We start from the raw sequence: 7623 nt of genomic DNA, 5'->3' as shown, positions 1-7623 counted from the left end.
TTGCTGATGGACGAGCCTTTCGGTGCGCTGGACGCACTGACCCGGCTGAAGATGCAAGAACTGTTGCTAGACATCTGGACCCGTATTCGCACCACCGTGGTGTTCGTGACCCACGACATTGATGAGGCCCTGTTTCTGGCCGACCGCGTACTGGTCATGAGCCCGCGTCCGGGGCGAATCATCGAAGACCTGCGCCTGGACTTCACACGGCCGCGCTCTACAGAGCTGGTGACAACCCACGAGTTTTCCCGCTTGAAGCGTCATTGCCTTGAGTTGCTGCGTCACGAGGACGGTCGGCCGCTGCCACGCCTGACCCCCCTCGGACTTCCCATTGAAAACAATCGACCGCGATTTGCCTTATGACTGAAATGACCGATACACCCCGCATCCTCGATGACATCGACAACGCTGAAATTCTGGCGTTGCGGCCACGTCTGCAAGACCCTGATCCTGGCGTGCGGCGCATTGCACTGATTGATCTGGCCGATTTGGAAGAGCCCGAAGGCTTGCTGTGGCTGGTAAGTCGGCTGCGTAATGACACCGCCACTGAAGTACGTGCCGAAGCAGCGCGATTGCTTGAAGCCTGGGAAGACACCGAAGTGGTTCAAGCCCTTTGTGAAGCGCTGACCGACCCGGAGCAGAGTGTCCGTGAAGCCGCTGCACAAAGCCTGAGCGTACTCAAGAGCGAGGAGGCCGGGCAGGTGATTTTGCCATGGACCGTGCATGCCCAAGCCAGCGTCCGTGTTGCAGCCTTCCGCGCCCTGCGTGAGCTGCGGCTAGTGGATGCGGCGGAGGCAGCATTGCATGCGCTGCAGGATAGCGAAGCCAGCGTCCGTCGCGAGGCAGTGAGCGTGCTTGGCTGGCTGAAAAGTATTGATGCGCTGGACGCACTTGCCCGGCTGGCCAGCGAGGATTCGGATACCGAAGTACGGCGTGCCGCCACCGGCGCACTGGGCTTGGCGAGTGATGACCGCGTGTTGCCCGCGTTGCGCCGAGCGTTGCGGGATCACGCGTGGCAAGTCCGCGAAGAGGCGGCGACCACCTTGGGCAAAGTCGGGCAGCAAGCAGCAGGCCCGGCGCTGGTCGCCGCCCTGAGCGACGACTATTGGCAAGTGCGTTTGCGCGCCACCCGCAGTCTGGGGCGCCTGCGTTATGTACCCGGCCTGGAGGCGCTGATCGAAACCTTAAGCCACAGCATCAGCAACCTGCGCAAAGAGGCGGCGTTGGCCCTTGGCGAGTTAGGTGACAAGGGCGCACTTGCGGCACTGCAAGCGGCGGAAAACGACGGCGACCCAGAAGTGCGCAAAGCAGTGCGTATCGCCTTGGTTCAGCTGCAATGACAGCCGCGCCGGTGGCCATCGGTAACTCCAAAGACAACGGGCAACTGCGTCTGAACTGGCCCGATGGGCATATTCAGTTGCTCGACCACGCCATGCTGCGCCGCCACTGCCCATGTTCGCAATGCCGAGCGTTTCGCTTGAAAGGCATGAATCCTGTGGTAGCACCCAGCATTCGTGTGGTGCAAATCAATAGCCAGGGCTATGGCGTGCAACTGGTGTTCAGCGACGGCCATGAGCGCGGAATTTATCCGTGGGTGTACTTACAGGCATTGTCGGCGGAGGCTCAATGATGGAGATGTTTCCACCGGAAGATAAGAGGAACCGTATGTGCATCCAGCGAAAACTCGCCTTGTACCGCGATCAGGAAATAGCGGGTAACCCGAGAGTGGAATTGTTTGGGCGAGTGAGTTCTGACTTTTAGTGTTCGCTAATTTCGTAATGCCATAGCAGGGTCAGGGCGCGTCGCTTAGAAGGCTCTCGTATGGAATTCTAAGCCCGTTGTGCAGCCGCTTGATCATGGCCAAACTCAGTGAGCGCTTGTGGTTTAGAACCTCAGACACACGTCCACTTGTACCAATGAACACTTCTAAATCGCGCGGTGATAGACCTTGTTGCTCCATCCTGAACTTGATTGCCTCTACTGGATCAGACGGTGCTATGGGGTAATACTCATCTTCGTACTTTTCAATCAGGATCGAGAGTACCTCAAGTTCATCGGCCTCCGGAGATCCAGCTGCAGCGCCCCAAAGCTCCTCAACGCGAGCAAAAGCAGTGTTTAGCTCTTCTTCGCTACGAATCGGTTTTAGGTTCATTACACAGTCTCCACGTTGATTTGATCGTACTGTGCATGGGTTCCTATGAATTTTACCCATGCAATCTGGTGGGTGTAATCGATAGCTACCACCAGTCGATATTTGTTGCCCGCGACATTGAAAACGACCCTGCCGCCCTTGATTATGCTCGCTGTGCGTATCTCTGCCTTCAATTCTTGGGGAGTGATCCAACCAGCCTTGAGCATCATGTTGTGCCATTCGGTGAGCGGTCGTTCAGCGTCAACGCATCCTGGCTTTTCCCAAAATCCCTTTAACGTTCGCTTTGCGATTACTCTCATGACTTAACTGGCCCTCCCAATTTGGGAGGATTATGGTATTCCTGATCAATAACGTCAAGCGAAGGGTGACGGGTTATCAAACACCCAACCGACCTTGATGCTGCTTGCGATAAGCGCCTGGCTGCATCCCCATCGCTTTGTTGAATGCACGGGTGAAGGCGGCGATGGATTGATAGCCCACTGCGTTGGCCGCGAACTCCACGGTGTTGTCGGCTCTAAGCAGGTGGGAGGCGTGGCGCATACGCAGCGCGAGTAAAACGTGCCCCGGTGACTGTCCGGCGACTTCGTTGAAGCGCTTGAAAAATGCCGAGCGCGAAAGCCCGGTGCACGCGGCCATGCTTTCCAGCGACCAGGCACGTTCAGGGTGCTCGATCAATTGCTCCAGCAGCGACGCGAAAATTGGTTGCCGAGCCACTGCTACCAGGCCGCCCAGCGCCAGATTTTCGCTGACGTGTTGGCGCAAGACGTACAGAAATAATAAGTGACTGAGACGTTCGAGCAAGGCCGGCGAGGGGCCGGGTTGACGCTGGCATTCTTGTAAAATCAGTTCGAACAGGCTGCGGGCTGCCGTAGAGGATGGCTCGTTGGCGCGCAGAATGATCAAGTCGGGCAGGGCTTCGACGATCAACGAAGACAGTCCCGACTGGAAATGAAAGAACCCGCACACCAGGCCTACGCCGTCAGATGCCGCGCCGTCCAAGGTCTGCATTTCAACGCGCGGTTGGCGCGAAGCGGTCTCGGCATCTGGCTCGTTGGACAGGCGGTATTTCAGATCGCGCAGCAAAAATACCGCATCGCCGCTGTCGAGTTTTTGCGGGCTGTGGTGTCCGTCGACATGCAGCCAGCAGTGACCTTGCACTACCAGATGAAAGCTTGAGCGCGCGAGCCCGTGAGTGCTGGCGTGCCAGCCACCGCAGTAACGACCGACATGGAAAATACTGGCGTCCAGTTCAAGGCTTGCTAATAACCAATCGATAAGTGGGCTGGATGAATTCATCTAAGGGAAACACTCAGGAGCAAGTAATTGCTACTTTAGAATATGGATCAAAGTTTTTATAACCAACACACTTACCTGCCCTCAAAACCGCAGGAGTTCACCATGTCACGCGTCACTGTGCAAACCCTGGAAAGCGCGCCTGAAGCCGCTCGACCTTTTCTGGAAAATGCCCTTAAAGCAAACGGCTATCTGCCCAATTTGCTAGGCGTTTTGGCCAATGCCCCGGCAGCGCTGGAAACCTACCTGACGGTATCCGCACTCAATGGCAAGGCTGAGCTAAGTCTGGCCGAAAGGGAAGTGGTGCAACTCACCGCTGCAACGATCCATGGTTGCAGCTTCTGCGTGGCTGGGCACACTGCCATAGGGCTGAACAAAGCGCGTTTGCCCCAGGACGTGGTGGAAGCGTTACGTGTAGGCACTGAACTGCCAGACGAGAAGCTTGAAACGCTGGCAGCGTTTGCCCGCGAAGTGATTGCTACCCGTGGCAATGTCAGTGATGACACTTACCAAGCGTTCCAGGCCGCAGGATACAGCCAAGGCAATGCGTTGGAAGTCATTCTCGGCATCAGCCTCGCGACACTGTGTAATTTCGTCAACGTATTCGCCCAGACATCGCTGAACGCTGAGCTTGAGAAATACCAGTGGCAGTCTTCTGCCCAGTGATTAGCGCTTTATCGCAGCCCATGATCAATGAATAAGGAGACAGCGCATGTTTGACCCGGCACTCGGCATCTGGCTAGACGCACATGCGCAGGCTTTGGATCTCGGCACCTGCGAGCCGGAACAGGTTTTGCCGCAGTTGGCTAGCGCCGATACCTTGCGCGTTGGCATCGCCACGCATCACGGCGGCATAGGCGGAGACTTGGCAGATGCTGTAGAGACTGTTGCCGGTATTGCCAGACATTCGCTGGCTGCTGCGTTCGTTTTTTGGGGGCAGCGGGCGTTTATCGAATATTTGCTGCAAAGCCCAAATGCAAAGCTGCGCGAGCAGTTGCTGCCGGACTTGCTGAACGGCACGCTCGCGGGTGCCACCGGGCTTTCCAATGCGATGAAGTTCCTGTCCGGCATTGAGGCTCTGCAAATCCGTGCCAGCGCGCAAGCAGACGGTTGGTCCTTGAACGGTCGACTGCACTGGGTGACCAATTTACGCAAGCGTGGCTTCGTGGTTGCTGCCGCGATTGAGCCTGAACACGCAGGGACGCCCTTTATTCTGGCGATTCCGGATGCCGTCGCCGGCTTGCAGCGTTCGGACGATCTGCAACTGATGGGCTTGCAGTCGAGCAACACGGCAGCGCTGGATTTTCGTGATGTGGAACTCACTGCTGATCGGCTGTTGCATGCCGATGCCAGACAATTTCTTCCCGCCGTTCGACCTGCGTTTCTCGGGCTGCAATGCGGTATGCCGATCGGCTTGGCGCGCCGCTCGCTGGAAGAGGTCAGCGCCCACCTTCAAGACACACGCTCGGCATTGATCGATGAACTTATAGAGCAGCGTGAACGGCTCGAATCGGCGGTAGGTGAGCTCAAGTTGGGGATGCTCGATGGCCGATTCCTGACACAACCGGCTGCCTTGTTTCGGCTGCGTATCGCGTTGGCGGAAGCTGTTGCCAGCGCCGTTCAGCTGGAGCTGCAAGCCAGCGGCGGCAAGGCTTTTCTCAGCGAGCACGGCAATGCGTTTGCGCGGCGTTGGCGCGAATCTGCGTTCGTGCCCATCGTCACGCCGAGCCTCGTGCAGCTACGTGCCCAATTGCGGCTCCAAGCGACAGGCACTGAGGCATGAACGCAGTGTTAAGCGCGAGCGGCGTCAGCCTAGGCTACCCACGGGAGCAGGGCTGGAAAAGCGTGCTTGAGGGCTTTGATCTGCAGGTCAAGGCGGGGGAGGTGGTGTCGATACTTGGCCCCAGCGGCGTCGGAAAATCCAGCCTGCTGCGTGTTCTTGCGGGCCTGCAATCGGCACATAAAGGTGTTGTCAGTGTGCTCGGCGAGCCGCTTACCGGCCCGCATCCACGGGTGACGGTGGCGTTTCAGGACCCCAGTTTGTTGCCTTGGCTGAGCCTGGAAAAGAACGTCGCGTTTGGCTTGGACTTCGCCAGTCAACCGTCACTGAGTGCCGTCGAACGCCAGGCGCGTGTCGATCAGGCAATTAGTGAAGTAGGCCTGACTCACGCACGCTCTTATTTCCCGGCGCAGCTTTCCGGTGGCATGGCCCAGCGCACCGCGCTAGCCCGTTGTCTGGCGCGTCAGCCCCACGTTTTGCTTCTGGACGAGCCGTTTGGTGCACTGGATGAAGTCACCCGCGCCGACATGCAGCAACTGCTGCTTGACGTGATCGCCCGGCATAACACTGGCGCCGTGTTAATTACTCACGACATCGATGAAGCCTTGCTGCTCTCCAATCGAATCCTGCTACTGGGCCACAGCCCGGCGCAGACGGTAGGCGAGTGGCAGATAGACCTCCCTCAGCCGCGTGCCGAGCTGGTCGAGGAAATGGGCGCATTGCGTGTCGACATTTTGAAAACCCTTCGGCGGGCGAGCCGCAATCCCCAACCTCGTATTGAATCGCTCGAATCGCCGGAGAATGGCCATGTGCCTGGACGACTTCACCCACACACGTCGTGACTTTCTAAAACTCAGCGCCATGCTCACCGCAGCGGGCGCCATGCCATTGCTCAACAGTTTGCAGGCGCGCGCCGCCGCCGAGCCTGACGCACCGGTGCGCATCGGTTATTTGCCGATCACCGACGCCACGCCGTTGTTGGTGGCGCACAACAATGGCCTGTTCGAAGCGGAGGGCATCCAGGCTGAGCGCCCGGTGTTGCTGCGCAGCTGGGCGCAGGTGATTGAGGCGTTTATTTCCGGGCAGGTCAACGTCATTCATTTGCTGTCGCCGATGACCGTCTGGGCGCGTTATGGCAGCAAGGTACCGGCCAAGGTCGTGGCCTGGAACCATGTCGGTGGCTCAGGGCTGACCGTGGCGCCGGATATCCACGAGATAAAACAACTGGGCGGGCGGGCAGTGGCGATCCCGTTTTGGTATTCGATCCATAACGTGGTGGTACAGCAGCTTTTGCACGATAACGGCCTGACGCCGGTGAGCAGGTCGGCCAACAGTCCGTTGGCAAGCAACGAGGTCAATCTGCTGGTGTTGCCGCCTTCGGACATGCCGCCAGCGCTGGCCAGCAAACGTATTGCCGGCTACATCGTCGCTGAGCCGTTCAATGCCTTGGCCGAAGACCTGAACGTCGGTCGCGTGCAGCGTTTCACCGGCGATGTCTGGCGTAATCACGCCTGCTGCGTGGTGTTCATGCACGAGCACGACCTGAACAACCGTCCCGAGTGGTCGCAAAAAGTAGTCAACGCCATCGTCAAGGCGCAAGTCTGGACCCGTGACAATCGGGCTGAAGCGGCAAAGCTGTTATCCAAGGACGGCACCAATCGCTACACGCCCCATGCGCAGACCGTGCTTGAGCGGGTGCTGTCGCCAGCCCCCAGAGAACGCCAGGGTTATCTCGCCAGCGGGGCTATTCAGCACGCCGGGTGGGACGAACATCGCATCGACTTTCAACCCTATCCGTTCCCGAGCTACACCGAAGAGCTGGTACGGCGTTTGAAAAATACGCTGATAGAGGGCGACAACAGCTTCCTCGCTGGCCTCGACCCGCAACAGGTCGCACGTGATCTGGTCGACGACCGCTTCGTTCGCAACAGCATCGCTGCTGTGGGCGGCCTGAAGACCTTTGGCCTGGCTGAAAGCTTTGAGCGTAACGAGGAGTACAGCGCTTGATACGAGCGAAAACTTCGTCTGCGCGGCATGGGTTACTTGGCGTGGCAGGATTGCTATGCCTGCTGGGCGCTTGGTGGCTGGGCATTCGTCTGTTCGGCGATGCCGATGGACTGTCGGCGCGGTTTTCACCGCAGGCGACCTTTTTCAGCTTGTGGGAGCTGCTCGGTCGAGCCGAGCTTTACGAAAATGTACTGGTCAGCCTCAAGCGTATTTTGCTGAGTCTGCTGCTGGCATTGCTGATCGGTGTGCCGCTGGGCTTGTTGATTGGCGGTTCGCGCAATCTTGAAGCCGCGACCAACCCAGCGTTTCAGTTCCTGCGCATGATTTCGCCGCTGTCGTGGATGCCAGTGGTGGTGATGCTCATGGGGGTGGGCGATCAGCCGATCTATTT

10 protein-coding genes and 1 pseudogene are annotated in these 7623 nt (G+C 58.3%); 8 read left to right on the top strand and 3 right to left on the bottom strand.

Annotated elements, in window-relative coordinates; all coding sequences use genetic code 11:
- From M0974_RS27240 to M0974_RS27230, 3 genes and pseudogenes are all read left to right on the top strand, one after another.
- Window positions 1-363, top strand: a pseudogene (locus M0974_RS27240) (ABC transporter ATP-binding protein); the annotation flags it as partial.
- Window positions 360-1340, top strand: coding sequence for a HEAT repeat domain-containing protein (locus M0974_RS27235; RefSeq protein WP_297844474.1), 981 nt, complete (start codon window positions 360-362; stop codon window positions 1338-1340). The pseudogene M0974_RS27240 and the gene M0974_RS27235, both read left to right, overlap by 4 nt.
- Window positions 1337-1630 (top strand): gamma-butyrobetaine hydroxylase-like domain-containing protein, encoded by a 294-nt coding sequence (locus M0974_RS27230; RefSeq protein WP_297844472.1) that lies wholly within the window; start codon window positions 1337-1339, stop codon window positions 1628-1630. The genes M0974_RS27235 and M0974_RS27230 overlap by 4 nt, the downstream gene beginning before the upstream one ends.
- A 162-nt stretch (window positions 1631-1792) precedes the next feature.
- Here the strand turns inward: M0974_RS27230 and M0974_RS27225 are convergent, their stop codons facing one another.
- From M0974_RS27225 to M0974_RS27215, 3 genes are all read right to left on the bottom strand, one after another.
- Complete coding sequence (locus tag M0974_RS27225) at window positions 1793-2152, bottom strand: transcriptional regulator (protein WP_297844469.1); 360 nt, start codon at window positions 2150-2152, stop codon at window positions 1793-1795.
- Window positions 2152-2451 (bottom strand): type II toxin-antitoxin system HigB family toxin, encoded by a 300-nt coding sequence (locus M0974_RS27220; protein WP_297844468.1) that lies wholly within the window; start codon window positions 2449-2451, stop codon window positions 2152-2154. Before M0974_RS27220 ends, M0974_RS27225 begins: the two co-directional genes overlap by 1 nt.
- A gap of 76 nt (window positions 2452-2527) precedes the next feature.
- Window positions 2528-3448 carry an AraC family transcriptional regulator gene (locus M0974_RS27215; RefSeq protein WP_297844467.1) on the bottom strand — a complete coding sequence of 307 codons (921 nt, stop codon included), beginning with the start codon at window positions 3446-3448 and terminating at the stop codon, window positions 2528-2530.
- A gap of 102 nt (window positions 3449-3550) precedes the next feature.
- Between M0974_RS27215 and M0974_RS27210 the strand changes: the two genes are divergently transcribed.
- The 5 genes from M0974_RS27210 to M0974_RS27190 all read left to right on the top strand — a co-directional run.
- Complete coding sequence (locus tag M0974_RS27210; RefSeq protein WP_297844465.1) at window positions 3551-4111, top strand: carboxymuconolactone decarboxylase family protein; 561 nt, start codon at window positions 3551-3553, stop codon at window positions 4109-4111.
- A gap of 46 nt (window positions 4112-4157) precedes the next feature.
- Window positions 4158-5228 (top strand): acyl-CoA dehydrogenase family protein, encoded by a 1071-nt coding sequence (locus M0974_RS27205; RefSeq protein WP_297844462.1) that lies wholly within the window; start codon window positions 4158-4160, stop codon window positions 5226-5228.
- The gene (locus M0974_RS27200; protein WP_297844461.1) at window positions 5225-6067 is read left to right on the top strand and encodes an ABC transporter ATP-binding protein; all 843 of its coding nucleotides are present in this window, start codon (window positions 5225-5227) and stop codon (window positions 6065-6067) included. The genes M0974_RS27205 and M0974_RS27200 overlap by 4 nt, the downstream gene beginning before the upstream one ends.
- A complete protein-coding gene (locus M0974_RS27195) occupies window positions 6033-7232 on the top strand; it encodes an ABC transporter substrate-binding protein (RefSeq protein ID WP_297844458.1) in 1200 nt (399 codons plus the stop codon). The genes M0974_RS27200 and M0974_RS27195 overlap by 35 nt, the downstream gene beginning before the upstream one ends.
- The coding region (locus M0974_RS27190) for an ABC transporter permease (RefSeq protein ID WP_367279059.1) at window positions 7232-7623 on the top strand (392 nt) is incomplete at its 3' end. The genes M0974_RS27195 and M0974_RS27190, both read left to right, overlap by 1 nt.

Origin of the sequence: Pseudomonas sp. (assembly GCF_026224925.1) — a bacterium.
Lineage (GTDB): Bacteria > Pseudomonadota > Gammaproteobacteria > Pseudomonadales > Pseudomonadaceae > Aquipseudomonas.
The sequence above is the reverse complement of the archived record's forward strand: the minus strand, read 5'-3'. Positions and strand labels throughout refer to the sequence as shown.

What these genes read in the sequence shown, in the direction of transcription:
- M0974_RS27195 (WP_297844458.1), top strand. Translation starts at nt 6,033, where the DNA reads ATGTGCCTGGACGACTTCACCCACACACGTCGTGACTTTCTAAAACTC.
- M0974_RS27215 (WP_297844467.1), bottom strand. Translation starts at nt 3,448, where the DNA reads ATGAATTCATCCAGCCCACTTATCGATTGGTTATTAGCAAGCCTTGAA.
- M0974_RS27235 (WP_297844474.1), top strand. Translation starts at nt 360, where the DNA reads ATGACTGAAATGACCGATACACCCCGCATCCTCGATGACATCGACAAC.
- M0974_RS27210 (WP_297844465.1), top strand. Translation starts at nt 3,551, where the DNA reads ATGTCACGCGTCACTGTGCAAACCCTGGAAAGCGCGCCTGAAGCCGCT.
- M0974_RS27230 (WP_297844472.1), top strand. Translation starts at nt 1,337, where the DNA reads ATGACAGCCGCGCCGGTGGCCATCGGTAACTCCAAAGACAACGGGCAA.
- M0974_RS27220 (WP_297844468.1), bottom strand. Translation starts at nt 2,451, where the DNA reads ATGAGAGTAATCGCAAAGCGAACGTTAAAGGGATTTTGGGAAAAGCCA.
- M0974_RS27205 (WP_297844462.1), top strand. Translation starts at nt 4,158, where the DNA reads ATGTTTGACCCGGCACTCGGCATCTGGCTAGACGCACATGCGCAGGCT.
- M0974_RS27200 (WP_297844461.1), top strand. Translation starts at nt 5,225, where the DNA reads ATGAACGCAGTGTTAAGCGCGAGCGGCGTCAGCCTAGGCTACCCACGG.
- M0974_RS27225 (WP_297844469.1), bottom strand. Translation starts at nt 2,152, where the DNA reads ATGAACCTAAAACCGATTCGTAGCGAAGAAGAGCTAAACACTGCTTTT.